This is a genomic window from Melghirimyces thermohalophilus, from assembly GCF_900102685.1.
Lineage (GTDB): Bacteria > Bacillota > Bacilli > Thermoactinomycetales > DSM-45169 > Melghirimyces > Melghirimyces thermohalophilus.
Map to the genome: position 1 here is coordinate 1 of NZ_FMZA01000015.1, position 16,877 is coordinate 16,877.

Annotated in this window: 16 protein-coding genes and 1 other annotated feature; of the genes, 11 read left to right on the forward strand and 5 right to left on the reverse strand. The window is 53.3% G+C overall.

What is annotated here, in order from left to right; genetic code table 11:
- Window positions 1-248 (forward strand): transposase (locus BLP91_RS11460; RefSeq protein WP_143003539.1); only part of this gene is annotated, 248 nt, incomplete at its 5' end.
- Window positions 249-389: 141 nt separating this feature from the next.
- On the opposite strand, the gene BLP91_RS11465 is transcribed toward BLP91_RS11460, so the two are convergent.
- Entirely contained in the window at window positions 390-1,196 is an 807-nt protein-coding gene (locus tag BLP91_RS11465) for a YitT family protein (protein WP_091571302.1), read from the reverse strand.
- 277 nt (window positions 1,197-1,473) lie between these two features.
- Here BLP91_RS11465 and BLP91_RS11470 point away from each other — a divergent pair, with 277 nt between their 5' ends.
- The 5 genes from BLP91_RS11470 (at window position 1,474) to holA (ending at window position 8,709) form a co-directional block, all read left to right on the forward strand.
- On the forward strand, window positions 1,474-3,759 hold the full coding sequence (locus BLP91_RS11470) for a transglycosylase domain-containing protein (protein ID WP_245662253.1): 2,286 nt from the start codon (window positions 1,474-1,476) through the stop codon (window positions 3,757-3,759).
- 110 nt (window positions 3,760-3,869) lie between these two features.
- The gene (locus BLP91_RS11475; protein ID WP_091571118.1) at window positions 3,870-6,287 is read left to right on the forward strand and encodes a DNA internalization-related competence protein ComEC/Rec2; all 2,418 of its coding nucleotides are present in this window, start codon (window positions 3,870-3,872) and stop codon (window positions 6,285-6,287) included.
- A gap of 142 nt (window positions 6,288-6,429) precedes the next feature.
- On the forward strand, window positions 6,430-6,972 hold the full coding sequence (locus tag BLP91_RS11480) for an RNA polymerase sigma factor (RefSeq protein ID WP_091571120.1): 543 nt from the start codon (window positions 6,430-6,432) through the stop codon (window positions 6,970-6,972).
- Window positions 6,969-7,631 (forward strand): anti-sigma factor family protein, encoded by a 663-nt coding sequence (locus tag BLP91_RS11485; protein ID WP_091571123.1) that lies wholly within the window; start codon window positions 6,969-6,971, stop codon window positions 7,629-7,631. Before BLP91_RS11480 ends, BLP91_RS11485 begins: the two co-directional genes overlap by 4 nt.
- 55 nt (window positions 7,632-7,686) lie before the next feature.
- A complete protein-coding gene (holA, locus tag BLP91_RS11490) occupies window positions 7,687-8,709 on the forward strand; it encodes a DNA polymerase III subunit delta (RefSeq protein WP_091571125.1) in 1,023 nt (340 codons plus the stop codon).
- Between the two features lie 120 nt (window positions 8,710-8,829).
- On the opposite strand, the gene BLP91_RS16425 is transcribed toward holA, so the two are convergent.
- Together BLP91_RS16425 and BLP91_RS16780 are read right to left on the reverse strand one after the other, a co-directional pair.
- Window positions 8,830-9,141, reverse strand: coding sequence for a M1 family metallopeptidase (locus tag BLP91_RS16425; RefSeq protein ID WP_143003540.1), 312 nt, complete (start codon window positions 9,139-9,141; stop codon window positions 8,830-8,832).
- Window positions 9,142-9,394: 253 nt separating this feature from the next.
- Entirely contained in the window at window positions 9,395-9,553 is a 159-nt protein-coding gene (locus BLP91_RS16780; protein WP_176757950.1) for a ribbon-helix-helix domain-containing protein, read from the reverse strand.
- A 131-nt stretch (window positions 9,554-9,684) separates the two neighbouring features.
- Between BLP91_RS16780 and BLP91_RS11500 the strand changes: the two genes are divergently transcribed.
- Entirely contained in the window at window positions 9,685-11,214 is a 1,530-nt protein-coding gene (locus BLP91_RS11500; protein WP_176757951.1) for a class I adenylate-forming enzyme family protein, read from the forward strand.
- A gap of 16 nt (window positions 11,215-11,230) precedes the next feature.
- Here BLP91_RS11500 and BLP91_RS11505 read toward each other — a convergent pair whose 3' ends face one another.
- Window positions 11,231-11,713: a CcdC family protein gene (locus BLP91_RS11505; protein ID WP_245662248.1), complete on the reverse strand. Its 483-nt coding sequence runs from the start codon at window positions 11,711-11,713 to the stop codon at window positions 11,231-11,233.
- Window positions 11,714-11,846: 133 nt separating this feature from the next.
- Window positions 11,847-12,077: a binding site (T-box leader), on the forward strand.
- A gap of 48 nt (window positions 12,078-12,125) precedes the next feature.
- Between BLP91_RS11505 and trpS the strand changes: the two genes are divergently transcribed.
- Entirely contained in the window at window positions 12,126-13,112 is a 987-nt protein-coding gene (trpS, locus tag BLP91_RS11510) for a tryptophan--tRNA ligase (RefSeq protein WP_091571305.1), read from the forward strand.
- A gap of 54 nt (window positions 13,113-13,166) precedes the next feature.
- On the opposite strand, the gene rpsT is transcribed toward trpS, so the two are convergent.
- Window positions 13,167-13,433, reverse strand: a complete 267-nt coding sequence (rpsT, locus tag BLP91_RS11515) for a 30S ribosomal protein S20 (protein ID WP_091571136.1) — start codon at window positions 13,431-13,433, stop codon at window positions 13,167-13,169.
- A 531-nt stretch (window positions 13,434-13,964) separates the two neighbouring features.
- Here rpsT and gpr point away from each other — a divergent pair.
- The 3 genes from gpr (at window position 13,965) to BLP91_RS11530 (ending at window position 16,823) form a co-directional block, all read left to right on the forward strand.
- Window positions 13,965-15,083 (forward strand): GPR endopeptidase, encoded by a 1,119-nt coding sequence (gene gpr / locus BLP91_RS11520; RefSeq protein ID WP_091571138.1) that lies wholly within the window; start codon window positions 13,965-13,967, stop codon window positions 15,081-15,083.
- Window positions 15,084-15,238: 155 nt separating this feature from the next.
- Window positions 15,239-16,423, forward strand: coding sequence for a stage II sporulation protein P (spoIIP, locus tag BLP91_RS11525; protein WP_091571141.1), 1,185 nt, complete (start codon window positions 15,239-15,241; stop codon window positions 16,421-16,423).
- Between the two features lie 19 nt (window positions 16,424-16,442).
- Complete coding sequence (locus tag BLP91_RS11530; protein ID WP_176757952.1) at window positions 16,443-16,823, forward strand: DUF3679 domain-containing protein; 381 nt, start codon at window positions 16,443-16,445, stop codon at window positions 16,821-16,823.
- Window positions 16,824-16,877 lie beyond the last annotated feature (54 nt).

Consider the following 16,877-nt stretch of genomic DNA (forward strand, 5'->3'; position numbering starts at 1 on the left):
TCATCACCCGACACGTGTGGGAAAAACATAAGGAAAAAGTGCGAGCCCATCGCCTTTCCTCTACGGGAAAATACCTGTACAAAAAACGGAAAGAGACGATCGAGCGAAGCTTTGCAGACGCGAAAGAGCTGCACGGGCTTCGCTACTGCCGGTTGAGGGGAAGGGAAAAGGTCCAAGAGCAAGCGCTGATGACGGCCGCAGCGCAAAACATCAAGAAGATTGCCAACCACCTAACCAAAGCCGGCTAGGTGGTTGGGAGGCCTTTTTGATCCAGGTTTTGATACGTCGATGAGCTGGTTTTGTCCATAAAAAAAAGTGTGGAGAAAGCAGTGAAGGGCTTTCTCCACACTCTGAGGCTTCCCTTCATGGGAAGCCTTTTTTCTATGGAGTTAGTCCTTCCGAAAATAACCCATGACATCGGTGGTTTGTGTGATGTTGACGAAGGCATGGGGGTCCGATTCCCGGATGATCCGCTTGACATTTGTCAGTTCATAGCGGGAAATTACCGTAATCAGCACGTTTCGCCGTTCCGACGTGAAGGCGCCTTCTCCGTCCAACACCGTGATGCCTCGGACCAGATTGGCGAGGAGATTTTTCTTAATCTCGTTCCCCCGTTTGGTGATGATCATCAAGGTGAGCTTGATATGGCGGGTGTGAACGGTGTCCACCAGTTTCCCCGTGACAAAGATGGAGAGCATGGTATACAAGGCAAGCTCCCAGTCGAAGACAAAGCCGGAGATGAAGACGACAATGGCGTTCATGAAAGAGATGAGCAAGCCGAGGGGCATCTCCCGCTTCTGGCTCAACACCATGCTAATCACGTCAAAACCGCCGGTGGAGGCGCCGGATCGGAAGATGAAGCCCATGGCCGCGCCAACAATCACCCCGCCGAAGACGGAGGAGAGGATGGGGTCGTCGGAGATCCCTCTCTCGGGAATCACCTGCATGCTGATGGAGGTGACGGCGACAGAGATAAGAGTGTAAAAGATAAACTGTTTGCCGAGCCGCAGATAGCCCAAGATGATGATGGGGATATTCAACAGTAAGATAAAAGTCCCGGTGTTGAACGGAGTCAGCAACCCCAAAATCATCGCAATCCCGGATACGCCGCCGCTTAAAATTTTCTGAGGGAGCAGGAACATGTTGAACGCAAAGCCGATCAGAAGTGACGATATGATGATGGTTCCCAGATTCATCAGGCGGTAAACCAAGGGGTTCCCCCCCCCTTTTTTCCAAGTATGTTTCTTTCATACTATACCCTGACCTCGCAAATCAAAAAATGTGCCTTATCCCGATGGGGTTTTCCCCTTCGGCGCAATTGTGTTATATGCTACCATCGGGGTGTGAGAACCGCAATCTTTTTTTTAATAACAGACCGGCCAACATACACAAATTTTCCTCACATCCACCTCTCCGGATTTTTCAACATATGATACAATGTTTTCTAGACAGGAGGAGGGTTGAGAGGTGGCTATGAAAAAGGGTATCCGCCCCGAGAAAAACGGGGCTTCCAGGTGGACCCCCGAGCGGAAACGTCGGATCTTGAGGGGTTCTCTTTTCACGCTATTGGTATTTTTTTCTCTATTTATTTTAGGGAGCATGGCTACAGTCGGAGCTACAGCCGGTTATGTGGCATCCTTCCTCAATGAAGAGCCGGTCCGTGCTAAAGATGATCTGAGGGCGAAAATCTCCAGTTGGACACAGACCAGTATGGCCTACTTCCGTGACGATTCTCCGATCGGAAAGCTGAGCTCTGATGCGGACCGTAAAGTGGTGACGATGGATGAAGTGAGTCCCCATTTGATCGACGCTCTGATTTCCACGGAAGACCGACAGTTTTTTACCCACAATGGAATCAACCCCAAGTCGATTATGAGAGCCGGATTCCAGATGGTGACCGGTTCCGAAACGCAAACGGGTGGTAGCACCATCACCCAACAATTGGTGAAAAACCTGTTTCTCGATTATCGACAGCGGAACATCGAACGCAAATCCAAAGAGATTTTTTTGGCAATGCGGATGGAGCGGTTTTTCTCCAAGGAAGAAATCATGAACGCTTATATCAACAGCCTTTACTTCGGCAATAACACCAGCGGCCGCAACATGTTGGGTGTCCAAGCCGCCGCACAGGGGCTGTTTGGTGTGGATGCCAAGGATCTCAACCTACCACAGGCAGCGTACATAGCCGGTATGGTTCAGCGGCCCAATGCCTACAACCCTTTCCGCGGTGACAAATACCTTGAAAATGGGAAAGAGCGGATGAAGGAAGTCCTTGAAAATATGGTGGAGAACAAGAAAATCACCAAAAAGGAGTACAAGAAAGCCGCTTCCTATGATATCAAGGCAGCACTCGATACCTCCGAGGATACATCGATCGCTTATCAAAAATACCCTTACATCACGATGGCGGTGGAGGACGAAGCTGCCAAGGCCCTGTTAAAAGCGGACGGAAAGGATCCACAGGAGTTGAGTGAACAAGGGATCTATCGTGATACCCTGGATAAATATAAACAGAAAGTGTTGACCGGCGGGTATAAAATTACGACCACGCTGGATCCGAAACTGTATCAGGCGATGAATGAAGCGGCCCGCAAGGTAGATTACGGTGATGATCAACTCCAAGTGGGAGCAACGTTGCTCGATGTGAAGAGCGGGGCCACCCTGGCCTTTGTCGGGGGAAGGGATTACAAGAAAAACCAGCATAACCACGCACTCGATGTTCGCCGGCAGCCGGGTTCCACCATCAAACCCTTATTGGATTACGGTCCGGGATTGGACCGGGGGATTATTTCCCCGGATTCGGTCATCATCGACGAACCTCTTCGCGCCCGGGGGACCTCTGGGCACGTGTACCGGAATTACAACGACAAATATGCCGGTGCCATGACCGCGAGGGAAGCGTTGATGACGTCGATGAACATCCCGGCGATCAAGGTGTTGCGCGCCGTCGGCGTACAGACGGGACTCGACTATCTGAGAAAGATGAATTTCCCCATTTCGGAGGGGATGGGAGAGTCGGTCGCCATTGGCGGGTTCACCTACGGATTCAGTGTGCAGCGGATGACGTCGGGCTTCGCTATGCTGGGAAACCAGGGTAAGTTTAACGAGCCGTTTTTAATCAGCAAAATCGAGAATCCTGAGGGGGAAGTGATCTACCAACATAAAGCTGATCCGGTGCAGGTGATGTCTCCCAAAGCCGCCTACTGGACCACAGATATGTTGAAAGATGTGGTTCGCAAAGGAACTGGTGTACGGATCGGCCGTAATTTCTCCGGCTACCATCTGGCGGGAAAAACCGGCACCACCAATGATACGAAGGATGTCTGGTTTATCGGATACACGCCGGAGGTGGCGCTCGGAACCTGGATCGGTTATGACAATCCCCGACAGGTCGGCAACGATCTCCTGGCCAAGCAGGCGTGGATCAACATGTTCCGTGCGGTGAACAACGTCGATCCCAACTTGGTGACCGGTGCCGATTTCCCCAAACAACCGGGGTACGATTTTAAGTGTTTCGAGTGTAAAAAAGAGAAGAAGAAAGAGAAGAAGAAAGAGGAGAAGAAAAAAAAGAAAAAAGAGAATCAAAAGAAGGAGCCCCCCCATCAGCCGCAGCCCAATCCAGGGACTCCGCCCCAGCCTCCCGGCCCACCGGGTGGTGATGAAGGGGGCGTCATCTTTCCTCCTCCCGGACATGGCGGAGGCGGGCCCGGCAACGGACACGAACCCGGTGGAGGTCCCGGACCCGGAAACGGTCCCTGACGGGTAATCTTTCACCCCTGCGTAAAACACGCAGGGTTTTTTCTTGTGGAAAAAGGAATTGTTTCCTTTTTATAGAAAAGGGTTTTATCCTGACTGCGGAGGTTGACGGGATGAAGCGACCGTTATGGGTGATGGCTGTCGGTTGGGCTTGCGGGATCGGGATCGAGGCCGCTTGGAAGTGTTCCTCTCTCCTATGGGCGGTAGGCGGTGTCCTGGTGTTACTGATCGGTGGGGTGATTTACCTGCGCCGTTTGCAGGGGTTGGTGATGACGTTGTTCTGGTCCGCTCTTTTTTTTGGTGCGACTCAGTTCAGTATGGTCGATGAAGGGAATCAAAGTACTCTCCCTTTTTCCTCCACCACGGATTCTTACCAGGCGAGGGTGACTGGAACCGTCGCTTCCACTCCCGTCGTGGATGGAGACCGTGTAAAAATGGAACTTGAAACCCGGGGCATCGATGATGGGCAGGGGTTGCAACGGGTGAAGGAGCGGGTTATGGTTCAACTGCGCCTTGGGTCAGCAGAGGAAAAGCAGGCCGCTTCCACCTTGCGGCGAGGGATAAAACTCCGCCTGCCCATGACCTGGACGCGTCCCGATCCAGCCCGCAACCCCGGCGCTTTTGATTACCGGACTTATCTTCGCCGCCACTTTATTCATTGGACCGGAGAGGGGGACTGGGGGAGGGTAGAGATCCTGTCCCGGGATCCGTCCCTCCTGGGGAAAATCGACGAGGTTCGGCTGTGGTTGGGTAAACGGTTAGATCGGATCTATTCTGGGGAAACGGCTGGGGTGATGAAAGGGATGCTCCTGGGGGAACGGGATGCAGTGCCGGTGGAGGCGGAGAAAAATTTGACAGCCCTAGGATTGATCCACTTGTTGGCCATCTCGGGTCTCCATGTAGGGGTGTTTGTCGGTTGTGTGTACGGAACGGCTACTCTGGCCGGCATCACCCGGGAAAAAGCGGCGATGATGACGATTTTCATCCTTCCCTTTTACGTGTTACTGACCGGTGCGGGGGCTCCGGTGGTGCGGGCAGGTGTGATGGCGGCACTGGGCCTGTTAGCGATCATGCTGGGGAAGTGGAAAGACAGCCTCTCCTTTCTCGGCTTGGCTTGTTTGCTGATGCTGTGGTGGAACCCGTATCAATTGTTGGAAGCGGGTTTTCAACTCTCCTTTGTGATCACGGCGGCGTTATTACTCGCAGTTGGCCCTATCAGCCGGCGTCTCCCTACCCCATGGCTCCGGATCAATCAGCTGCTGGCCGTCACTCTGGTGGCCCAAGTGGCGGCGTTTCCACTATTGATCACCCATTTCAACGAGTTTTCACTCTTGTCCTGGGGGGTCAATTTTCTGGTTGTTCCGTTGGTGACCGGTTTGTTGATCCCCTTGGGAACTTTGTCGTTGGTTTTGGGTTCCTTCCATGAGTGGGCAGGAGCCTTACCGGCAGCACCAGTCACCTGGATCTGGTCCGGGATCCACACGGGTCTGGAACAGGTGGCGCAATGGAACCGTCTCCGTCTTTCTTGGTCTCCGTTGCCAGGATGGTGGTTGGCCGGCTATGGAGTTGCCGCCCTGTATCTCCTCTGGGCTTTTACCGGCGGGGGTCTGCGGCGGGCCCGTCACGGGTGGAAAGCCTCCGCCTGTTGCCTTTTTTTGCTCCTCTTTTCCTTGAAACCGGGGATGTGGAGTGAAGACGCCTTGAGGATTACTTTTCTCGATGTGGGACAAGGGGATGCGGCGGTGATTGAAACTCCGGAGGGACAGGTGATCGTAGTGGACGGGGGTGGTCGTCTCCCGTGGGAAAAAGAGCCTTGGCAACGAAGGAGAGAACCCTACGATGTCGGGGAGCGGGTGTTGGTTCCTTATTTGAAATACCGCGGCATCCGGGAAATCGATTGGATGGTGATGACCCATGGTGACGCGGATCATATTGGCGGGTTGACGGCGGTGGCAGAGCGCTTTCCGGTCAAACGCGTGTTGCGCACCTCGACCCCTGCTAAAGGGCCATTGGAATCGCAATCGTTGAGAAAGATGAAGGAGAAGGGGATTCCTGTGTTCGTGCCAGAGCCGGGGCGCGTTTATCGGTTGGAGGAAGGGGTACAATGGCAGTTTCTTCACCCTTCACATCCTGCTGGCGAGAGCCGATTGGAAGAGAGGAATGACCAGTCCCTCGTTTTTCTGTTGACGGCTTACGGGCGGCGGATTCTGATGACAGGGGATGTGGAGAAAGCGGGGGAAGAGGACATGTTGATGCGCTGGCACCTTCCTCAGGTGGATCTGTTGAAGGTGGCTCATCACGGGAGTCGCACTTCTACTGGCGAAAAGTGGCTGCAGGCGGTGCAACCCCAAGAGGCGGTCATCTCTGTCGGCGGAAACAATCGCTACGGCCACCCTTCCTCTCAAGTGCTGGATCGCTTGAAGGCACAGGGAGCCCGGATTTGGCGGACTGATTTGAACGGCGCCGTCATCGTCAGCATCCGCCCGCAATCCTGGAAGGTGTTTAGCATGTTGGGCACCCCAGCAGAGTGAAAGTGGAAAGGATGCTTTCTGCAGGATAAGGGGTGGGCTGTGGTACAATGACTTTGACGGAAGGCGGCTGACGGAGCTTCACCGAGATGGGACAGCCACGTTTTTGGGGGAGGTTCCGTCTGTTGAGGCAGGAGGGATCGATTTGGCCGACGGGGATAGGATTCGTCTTGCCCGGGAAGGAGACCGGGAGGCACTGGTTCGCCTGTTGCGGGAATTGGAAGGTCCAGTATACCGGACAGCCTTTTATATGCTGGGAAACGAACATGATGCGTTGGATGCCGCTCAAGAGGCACTGCTTAGTATTTACCGGAATCTTCCTGGATACCGATTTGAGGCAAAGGTGGAAACCTGGGCCCAACGGATTGCCGTTCATACCTCCATCGATTTGATGAGAAAACGGAAAAAGACCTTGCCTTTCGATGAGTCTTGGGATTCGGGAGGGATCAGGAGAGGGAGTCCGGTGGAATGGTCCGGGGTCTCCCATGATATTCGGGAAGCGATCCGTCGCCTTCCGGAACTTCAGCGGACGGCGGTGGTTCTTCGTTATCTTCACGATTTTACATACCAGGAGATCGCGGAGACAATGGAGATGCCGCTCAATACGGTGAGGTCGCATCTGTACCGGGGTCGGAAGAAGTTGCGCCTGTGGCTGTCCGACTATCAAAAAGGCGGTGTTTTCCCATGAATTGCGGTGACTGGCAGGAATGGATCCAACGGGATCTGGATGGTGAACTGTCCGATGAGGAAGGGAAAAAGTTGCGATACCATTTATCCCTCTGCCCCGGTTGTGCCGAATTTGCCGCCGACATGCGGTCGCTGAATCGGGAGCTGTCGGCGTTGCCTCCGGTGGAACCGGCTTGCTCACTGACGGACCGGATCCTGCAACAGACCGGGCCTAGGGAGCCCCGCAAACAAACCGCAGGGAAAAAACAGTCATTGTCGGTACGGCAGTGGCGTCGGTTTTGGCCGCTAACAGGAGCAGCGGCTGCCGTCTTGCTAGCAGCTGCCTGGCTCATCTCCAATGAGAGCGGTTTGCCCACCCAAAAGGGAGGAAATTCAGCCCAGACATCCACCACCCTGCACTCTTCAGAATCCTCCACCAAGGGGCAAGCATGGTCACAGGAGGTCCCCTCGCCGGAGGGCCGCTTCATCGCGCAAATTACCCCGGAACGTCGCGTCCTGGTCCGGAATCGGGAAGGAGAGGTACAATACCGGTCTCCGAATTGGGAGGAAGAAAGGCCCATCCGGGTCGAGTGGATGGATGAGGAAACCTTCGTGATTCAATTTGCGGAGGGAGGAAAAGAAAAGATTATCCACTTAGAAGAAACCGACGGAAAGAAATGATGAGGCCCACAACGGGGCTTTTTCGTTAGAAACCTTGCATGACGGAGGCATAAAGATGGAGCGAACACTGCTGCAGGAGATCCGAGCGGGACAGATTGCACCGGTTTATCTGTTTTACGGTACGGAAACTTTTTTGATGGAAGAGGCGCTCAACCACTTGGAAGAACAGGTGCTAACCTCTGCGGAAAATCGGGATTGGAACCACACGGTGCTCGATCTGGAGGAGGTACCGGTGCAGGCTTTGGTTCAAGAAGCGGAGACTCCTTCCTTTTTTGGGGACCGCCGGTTGGTGGTGGGGAAAAATGCCTGGTTTCTCACTGCTGCACGGGGGAGGGAAAAGCAGAAACTGGAACACCGTCCCGAGGAGTTGCTTCAGTACGCAAAACAGCCGCTAGAGAGCAACGTATTGGTCATCATGGTTCCCGCGGAGAAGCTAGATGCTCGGAAAAAAGTGGTCAAGGAACTGAAAAAGCAGGTTCGGGAAGGGGTGTTTCAACCCTTGGATTCCCGGGGGCTTCACCGTTGGGTGGCGGATCGACTGAAGCAAACCGGCGCCGATATCCACCCGGACACCGCAGACATCCTGATCCGACAAGTGGGGGCGGATTTGCGGCTGTTGGACATGGAAGCCCGAAAACTGGCCCTCTATGCCAGTTCATCCGGAACCATTCGCCCGGAGACGGTGACGGAGCTAGTCCCCCGCACCCTGGAACAAGATGTGTTCAAACTGGTGGACCGGGTGGCCCGACGAAAAAACGGGGAGGCGATGGCCGTCTTCCGCGATCTCTTGGAAAACCGGGAAGAACCGATCCGTATCCTGGCACTTCTTATTCGTCAGTTTCGCATTATGCTCCAGGTGAAAGGTTTGGCCGCCAAGGGAATGTCGGAACGGGAGATCGCTTCCCAGCTGAAACTTCATCCTTATCCCGTGAAACTGGCTCTCCAACAGGGAAAAAGCTATCCGGAGAAAAATCTGCGCCGGCTCCTGTACCAGGCGATCGAAACGGATCAGGCGATCAAATCCGGCCGCCTCGAAAAAACATTGGCTGTGGAACGGTTTATCTTGACCGTAGAGTGAAAGAAACCACGGGTGGTTTTCCACATGATTATCCGATTTTTAAATTTATGAACATCAATCGGGTACAACATTTTTCCGCACCATAATCCGATACCCGATTCCAGGGAGAGGGGCATCTCTCTACCCGTCACATTCCAGAAAAAAGCCGCCTCCACCAGAAAGCGGCAGCAGGTCATTTAAGGTGCTGGCTCCGTAATCGTAGATCATATATATAGTAGGCATCGATCCCCTTTGAGCCGTTAGCAGTGATGGTGGACACCGGCGAAGATAAGTGATAGTCCGGGTTTCGTGGGGTGGCACGTTTAATTCAAATAGCTCGCCGTCGTACAGAGCAGCAGAGAATGTGGCGAAGGATTCGTCCAGCCAAGGTTCATCGTATTGATTGTTGCCGATGATGCTATATAACCCCCCCGCCTTTTTCCTGGAAGACATCGGCGTTAGCCCCAGTGTGGGCTGGGCTGAGGCAGGGTCGGGTGCCAACCCGATCAAGAGAGAGTGGTACCGGTTGCAGCCAACAGACGCGGTACGGTTTTGTTCAAATGAAGGAACCTCCTCGAATGGATTTATCTTCCGAAAATTCGACACGAGGAGGTGAAGTTTCTTCTCTTCAAAACTCTGGAGCTTCAAAGGATGGGAACCCTCGGCTAAGCCAACAGGAGATAAGGGTGTCAGTGCGATCAGGGAATCAATCTTTCCGGTTTTCAGACAGACCTTTTCGGACCAACTCCAGCATGGCGCTGGTACGAGTGGCAATCCCTTGATTTTGCTGATACTCTTCGATTTCCTTCAACAATTGAACCGGTACACGCAGGTCGATTCGTTTTGTTTTTACTTTTCCGGACACCGTTCCACGCTCCCTCCGCTTGAATGATACGTGAAATCGACGTACAATGAGTGTAGCAGAACGACAGAAGAGTGACAATTGAAGCTTAAAAAAGCCGATCAATCGATCTCGGAATGGGGGTGCTTAAAACCATGTATACCATTGGGGAGATATTGAGAAACCGGGCGGAATATTCCCCTGACCTGGAGGCCGTGGTCGGCACCGATGCTCGTTATACATATCGGGAATTTAACCAGCGGGTAAATCAAACGGCCCACTTTATGTTGGAATTGGGCATCCGCAAAGGGGACCGGGTGGCGCTGTTGTGCACGACCAATCATCCCTTTGCCATCGTATGGATGGCAGCAGCTAAGGTGGGGGCGATCGCCGTACCGCTCAATTGGCGCCTCAATTCGGAAGAATTGAGAGGGTACATGGAACACAGTTTGCCCCGGATTCTTTTTTTTGAGGACGCGTTTGCTGACGTGGCGGAGGAGATGGAGCCGCTGATTTTTCTGGAGCGGATGGTCCGTGTCGGTGTGGATAACAAGCTCAATCCGGCTTTTGAATCGGCACTCTTGGAGCGTCCGGACCATGAACCGGGATGTGAGGTTCGGCCGGAGGATCCGGTGGTTCTCACTTATACCTCTGGAACCACCGGGCCGCCGAAAGGGGTGGTCACCACCCATCAAAATTTCTTCGCTGCTGGAACGGCCGTCGGCATGTCTGTCGACATTCGAATGCGGGATCGGTATTTAGCCACCATCCCCCTTTTTCATATCGCCGGTCTGGTTGCGATCACCTCCGCGCCTCTGTGGGGATTTACCACGGTGTTTATGCCCAAATTTCATCCGGTCCAGGTTTGGGACCTGGTGGAGCGGGAGCGAATCACCCAAATGATGACGCTGCCCCCGATGCTCAGCTTTATGTTGCCGGAAGTGATGGAAGGGGAATGGGATACCGGTTCCCTCCGGGAAATTTTTTGTACTGGGTCCAATGCGCCGGAAGATTTGGTCAAACAATATATTTCCCTCGGCTTTCCTGTCGTGCTCATTTACGGAGCGAGTGAATGTACTGGGGCAATCACCTTTTGGACACCGGAAATGGGAATGGATACCTGTCGATCAGTGGGAAAAAGCATTGCGGGGGAGATCCGGATTGTCGATGTGGAGACCGGAAAGGAAGTCCCGCGGGGAGAGGTGGGTGAAGTGGTCTGTAAAGGCCCTCACCTGTTTTCGAGATACTGGAAGGATCCCGAGGCGACGTCCAAATTGATGAAAGACGGGTGGTTTCACACGGAGGATGCCGGCCGCTTGGATGAGGATGGATTTCTGTATATCATCGATCGCTCCCCCGATGTGATCCGCACCCGTGACGAAGAGCTGTACCCGTCACAAGTGGAAGCGGTGCTGCTGGAAATGGAGCAGGTGGAAGAAGTGGCAGTGGTCGGCGTCAACGACGGAGCGGGGGAGGCTCCCAGGGCCTACGTGGTTAAAAAGGCGGGATCGGAGCTGACCGAGGATGACGTGCTGCAGTACGCCCGTGGTCGACTAGCGGAGCATAAGCTGAAAGACGTGGTTATGACGAACACCCTTCCTAAAAACAGCCGCGGAATCGTCCTGAAATATTTGTTGCGGGATCAAGCCGATGGCAAGATCCCCCCGGAACGGGTGACTGGCTAAAAAAACGCAGCGGCCGTTAATCGACCGCTGTCGTCTTGATTTGATCCTTCAGTTTTTTGTACTGCATATACATGGCTAATCGCCAGGGGAGGAGCATTCCGAAGGCCAGCACAAAAAAGACGCCCGCTGTCTGTTCCAGGGTGATGAATTGTTCCAAGTATTCGTGAGCCGATATCCGGATGATCAGCAGCGTAAACAAAATCCAAACAAAGGCTTTGGAGCGCTTCAGGTAAACCTGTCCATCGGTCACATAGAAGCGGGAGGTTCGGATCAGGGGGAGAGCAAAGAGGAGAGTCCCGGCGATAAAAGCAACCAGTCCCCAGGTGAAAGGAATGCGGCAGGGAGGATAAACAAACATCAAAAAACCGGTGCTCATGCCGACAGGGGGCATGATGATCTTTTTGGTGTTGGTCGGTTTTCGAGCGGAACGAAGTCGAATGATGATCACCGCACAGGCGATGGTCAACATGCCCGCCGTCAGGATCAAATGAAGGTTCATGTTCATAACTCCTTCGGACAACGATCAGGAAGGTTTTATTTATCTTTTTATTATAACGCTCCCGGACCAAAAGGACATTGCTTTTTATTCAGCCCAAGGATATGATAAGGTATACAACTGGGAAATTCCATATCGATAGGCGATGATGAAGAAGAGTAACGCGAGCGGGTGTCCGTCCAGAGAGCCGGCGGTTGGTGGGAGCCGGTCGGGCCCTCGTGTGAATGGACTTCGGAGCTGCTTTCTTCGACCCGGTCCAACCTGTGGAAGGGGAAAGCCGGCCGGAACCACCGGTCGTTATCCACAGTGAGCGCGCCTTTGTGTAGGCGAAGCCGGGTGGCACCGCGAGAGAATCCTCGTCCCGCTAATAGAGTGGGCGGGTTTTTTTATTTTAGGAGAAGGAGAGGTTTTGGTGATGAAACGCGTTTTTTCCGGAATGCAACCGACGGGAAACCTTCATTTAGGAAATTACATCGGAGCGTTGAAACAGTTTATCCCCTTGCAGGAAGAGGCGGAGTGCTTTTTCTGTATCGTCGATCTTCACGCCTTGACCGTTCCCCGGGATCCGGATGATCTGCGGAAAAGGAGTCTGGAGCTGGCTGGAATCTACCTGGGAGCGGGTCTCGATCCGGACAAGAGCAACCTGTTTATCCAATCCCACAATCCGGATCACTCCGAGGGGGCCTGGTTGCTGCAATGTGTCGCCCGAATGGGAGAACTGGGACGGATGACCCAGTTTAAGGATAAAGGGAAAGGATCGGAAAGCGTCACCGCTGGCCTCTTTACCTATCCGGTGCTGATGGCGACAGATATCCTCCTGTATCAGGCGGACACGGTTCCGGTGGGAGAAGATCAAACACAGCATCTGGAGCTAACCAGGGATCTGGCGGAGCGGTTTAACCGGGAATATGACGAGGTGTTCACCCTGCCCCATGCCCAAGTGACCAAGACCGGTGCCCGGATCATGGGGTTGGACAACCCGGAGAAGAAGATGAGCAAGAGCGCCGACAGCACCTTCAACCAAATCGGGCTGTTGGATGATCCCGACACGGTCGTGAAGAAATTTAAACGGGCGGTTACCGACTCAGAGAATGTGATTGCCTACGATCCGGAAAACAAACCTGGCGTCAGCAACCTGCTCGGGATCTACAGTGAAATGAGCGGGGAGCCGGTTGATTCTCTGGTGGAACAGTATCAGGGTAAAGGGTACGGCCATCTGAAATTGGATACTGCCGAGGCAGTCATCCAAGTGTTGAAGCCGCTGCAGGAGCGCTATCGTGAAGTGATGGACAGCGGCGAGGTGGAGTCGGTGTTGGCCAAGGGGGCCCAGCGAGCGCGGGAAGTGTCAGCTGAGACCCTTAAGAACATGCAGGAGGCGATGGGCTTGGTTCCCCGTCGCTAAAAAAGACAAAATAAAAGCGACCCGCTAAGGGTCGTTTTTTTATGGAAAATAGATTCAACCGTTGAGAGCGTTGTATTTTTGCTCCAGACGGGATTTCTGCCGAGAAGCGGCGTTTTTGTGGATCAGGCCTTTGGTTGCGCCTTTATCCAGTTTCCGCTTCGCTTCCCGCAGCAGCTGACCGGCCTCTTCTTTATTCCCGGCGTCGACGGCGGCGAGAAATTTTTTGATCGAGGTCCGCATGGCGGATTTTTGGGTCATCCGCAGCTCCCGCTTTTTCGTGTTGGTTTTGGTCCGTTTCACCGCGGATTTGATATTGGGCATCTGGTTCACCTCCCATGGGTTTGTCAAGGTCGCCCGTTTTGCGTGCAACACGCTAAATTCTAACACGCAGAAGGGTGAAAAGCAAGAAAGAAGCCGTCTCGAGATCATGTTCGTGCCCCCACTTATTCCGAGCCTACACGAATCTGTTTCTCCAGTGCTAGGTGCTGTAGGGAATAAGGGTTTGCCCTTTTATAGCAGATCCATTCCTCCGCATGCTCTGGTAGAGATGGGGGTAGGTCTTGTGATTCTGGAAATGTTCTTCTTATTAGGAAAGGAAGCAGTTGCTTACTGAAGTCTTCCTCGCATAGGGCTTCTCTCCTTGGATGGGAAGCCCTGACTAGCCATACCATTCTCCCTTTTAGGTCTTTATTGAAAGATTTCTAAAATTTCTTTTTGATGGCTCTATAGATGACAGATGACAGGGAATCAAAAACACACCCTCTGGTAAAAGAGAACCGTCTTTCCAGGGAATAAATCGGTGCCGCATCTGGGGAAAATGATACCAAAACCACAAAAAGGGGTTGGTTCTGGATGGCTTCGGAAGAGCCGCAGGATAACGGACAGAAACTGGATCTGGGACGGTTTGAAGTTCGAACGGACCTGGCGCGGGAAGCCCACGACATGGCCGTTGAACAGCGGAGGGATGGCAGCGCTATTCCCGGCGTTCAGATGGACGAACAAAAGGAGAACGGTATTACCACCAGTTGGATCCGGATTGAGGATCGTCAGGGAGCGGAGGAATTGGGAAAAGAGCCGGGCATCTATCTGACCTTGGAAGTTCCGGATCTTCGCAGCCAAGATTCCCGCCTACAAAAAAGGGTATCCAATCACTTTGCCGATCAATTTCAGCAGTTTCTCGCTGAAGTGGGGATCGGTCTCAATGACAGCGTGCTGATCGTCGGACTCGGCAACCGAAACGTCACCGCCGATGCCCTCGGTCCCTTCGTAGTCAAAGATTTGATGGTGACCCGGCACCTGTTTCAATTGATGCCGGAACAGGTAGAAACAGGATACCGTCCGGTCAGTGCCGTCGCTCCCGGTGTGATGGGATTGACAGGGATGGAAACCAGCGAAATTATTTTCGGGATTGTGGAAAAGACGCAACCTGATGCGGTCATCGCTATCGACGCCTTGGCTTCAAGAGCATTAAACCGTGTGAATACCACGATTCAGGTGGCGGATAACGGGATCAACCCCGGTTCGGGTGTGGGGAACAATCGGAAAGGAATCAACCGGGAAACCCTGGGTATCCCGGTGATCGCCGTCGGGATCCCGACCGTGGTCGATGCCGCTACCATCGCCTATGATACGGTGGACTTCGTTCTTGCCCATCTCAACCGACAGATGACCCAGACCGCTCCCACCAATCCGCTGGACCCCTTGGACCGTGCTAGTGTCAAGGAATTGCGTGCACAAAATGTTTCCCCGGAAGCGAGCGAAAAGTTTCTCGGAATTGTGGGCACCTTGAACTCCCAGGAAAAACGTTCGCTGATCAACGAAGTGTTAAATCCTCTGGGTCAGAATTTGATTGTCACCCCCAAAGAGGTGGACTCCTTCATTGGGGATATGGCCAAAGTGGTGGCTGACGGCTTAAACTGCGCTCTTCACGAGGCGGTCACTCCGGAAAACGTTTCCACCCATTCTAGTTGAATCAGGGGATGGGGGTGCGTGCCATGATCGATGTCTTCCGCTAGGCGAAGGTCTCTCCATGAAAGCCGCTTACGGTGATTCTCCCAACGCGGTTCTACTCTATCTATTTCTCTCATATATTCAGCAGTAGAGAATGAGATAGGGGAGGATCGGGGATGAGGCACCGGTACCAAGGATTTACCACACTCAATATGTCAACGCCCCGCATCAGGAAGTTATTTGTCATCTTGATCCTGGGGACGGCAGTCATCTTTGTATTGACAGGTTTATTTGCCATGATCCAGGCGAAACGGACCGCCCATTCCACAGACTTGGGGAGAGTTACTGCCCATTTTTCCACGGAGACGCTCCTGTATTTGATGGGTGGAGAGATCCCTTATCTGTCCACGATGGAAAAGGCGGCGGAAGCACCGGGCTTTTCCCGATTTTTTTTCGAAATGGCGACCAGCATCGATCCCAAGGATCCACGGACCTTTTTAGGAAGCGAACTGCCGGGCTTTGCCCTGTTTGATACGGAGATTGTAGTGGCCGGGGAAGGGGTGGACTACACCTCCGTTCCAATTGAATCACCGCCGCCCTCCGATCTACAGAAGGAAATCACTGAGGATCGAAAAGAGAAAGAGCAAAAGCGAGAGGAGGAAGAGAAGAAGCAAAAAGAGGAAGAACGGGAGCAAGAAAAAGGATCCGAAGAGAAAAAGCAAGCTTCCAAAACCCCAGATAAAGTGTTTATCTATCACACACACTTTACGGAATCCTTTCTTCCGGAGCTAGAGGCGGACCAACCCAACGGAGCCTATGACCCAAAGGTGAACATCACTCGGGTAGGAAATCGCCTGGGAAAGGACTTGGAGAAACTGGGGATCGGAGCCCAGGTGCACGACGAAGGATATCAAGCGGAATGGAACAAGATGTACCAAGCATCGCGGAAAACCGTGGTGGAAGCGATGAAGAAAAACGACGATCTCCATTATTTCATCGATCTCCATCGGGATTCCCAGCGGCGGGAAAAAACAACCACCGAGATCAACGGCAAAAATTATGCCCGCGTTGCCTTTGTGGTGGGGACGGCCCACCCACACTGGGAGAAAAACGAACAACTGGCCCGCAAGATGCACAAAAAGCTGGATGAATTGTATCCAGGCTTATCCAAAGGCGTCTTCCGAAAGAGCCGGGCCATGGGCAACGGCGAGTACAACCAGTCTCTTTCTCCCAACAGCATGCTGGTGGAGGTAGGCGGAGTGGATAACAGCTTTGAAGAGACCTTCCGGACGACGGAAGCTTTGGCCCGGGCGTTAGCAGAGGTTCATTTCCAGGCTGTGCCGGTGGATAAAAAACAATGAGGGTAAAGGGGTGATGAGGATGCGGTTGATGGTGCAGGTATTGGCGCTCATGATGGTCTTGTTGTTCGGGATTTTTCTCGGAATCGATACAGCAGAACAAAATATGCATCGGATGCAGGGCAGTGCCGGCGCCCCCCGTGCCGTCCACATCACCCCAGATGAGGGGCAGGTGGAGATTTCGGTGTTGGGTCACGTCTACGAAACAGAAAGTCCAGTGGTGGTTGATCGAAAAGAGGACAAAGAGAAAAAAGAGAAACCGAAAACAGAAGAGGAAAAGCCCGCTGCCAACAGCGGCAGCTGGTTGGCCCAGGCTGGTAACCAAACCGGCACCGGAATTAAAGATGCCACCCGTAAAATAATGGATCGTGTGGCCGGATGGATCGCAGAAGCGCTGCAATGAGGAAAGCTCCCCCCTGGAATGGTTTCGGGGGGATTTGTGTTTCATGAGCATTGT